The sequence below is a fragment of the Vibrio sp. Vb0667 genome (genome assembly GCF_033391095.1).
The window spans coordinates 1-1,139 of sequence record NZ_JAWPOL010000305.1 but is presented as its reverse complement, the minus strand read 5'-3'; the positions used below and the strand labels follow the sequence as shown (position 1 = coordinate 1,139).

General features: G+C 48.4%; 1 pseudogene. It reads left to right on the top strand.

Features of this window, described 5'->3' with window-relative positions:
• Nucleotides 1-1,139, top strand: a pseudogene (locus R8269_RS25480) (hypothetical protein); the annotation flags it as partial.

Sequence of the window (1,139 nt, the reverse complement as noted above, 5' to 3'; positions counted from 1 at the left end):
ATGTATGGTATTTATAACTTCACGATGGAGGGCCCAATCGATCACGCTATTACTAGCGACGAGCTAACGCTGAACTTTCCAATTGTTGCGACTGACTTTGATGGCGATACAACTTCTGCCACCATCCCAGTGACTATCGTCGATGATAAACCAATCATCACGAGTGTGGATGCAATCCAAGTTGATGAAGATGACTTGACGGGGATTGGCTCAGACCAAAATGATGCACTTTCCATCAACGGCCAATTTGCAACAACGCAAGGTTCTGATGGTGTCGTTAGTTATCAATTGGATGCTTCTGCCGACCCTGTAGCAGGGCTGACGTCTCAAGGCGTCGCGGTAACGATGACTGAAACGGCCAACCCAGACGGCAGTTTTACTTATCAAGCCACCGCAGGTGGTAACGCGGTCTTTACCTTGATTGTTAACGTAGATGGTTCTTATAACTTTACGCTAGAAGGCCCTATCGACCATGCCAATGGTAGTGACGAGCTAACTCTGAACTTCCCGATTATTGCGACCGATTTTGATGGTGACACCAGCTCAGCGGTGATCCCAGTGACCATCGTCGATGACCAACCAACTATCACAAACGTCGATTCTATTACGGTTGATGAAGACGATTTATCGGGCGTTGGTTCTGCTCAAGATGGTGTCGTTTCTATTGACGGTAAATTCACCACAACAGAAGGCTCTGATCGAGTGGTGAGCTATCAACTTGATTCCTCGACGGATCCTGTTGCTGGCCTTACCTCACATGGCGAAGCGGTTGTACTCGTAGAAACGGCAAATGCTGACGGCAGCTTCACTTACAGTGCGACGGCAGATGGCAATCCAGTATTTACGTTGGTAGTGAATGTGGATGGCTCTTACAACTTCACGTTGGAAGGCCCAATCGATCACGCTATTAATAGCGACGAGCTAACGCTGAACTTCCCAATCATCGCAACGGACTTTGATGGTGACACCAGCTCTGCGGTGATCCCAGTGACTATCGTCGATGACCAACCGACCATCACAAACGTCGATGCCATTACAGTGGATGAAGACGATCTGTCAAACACAGGCTCAGACCAAAACGACGCAGTTTCTATTGATGGCAAGTTCACCATAACGGAAGGTTCTGACCGAGTGGTGAG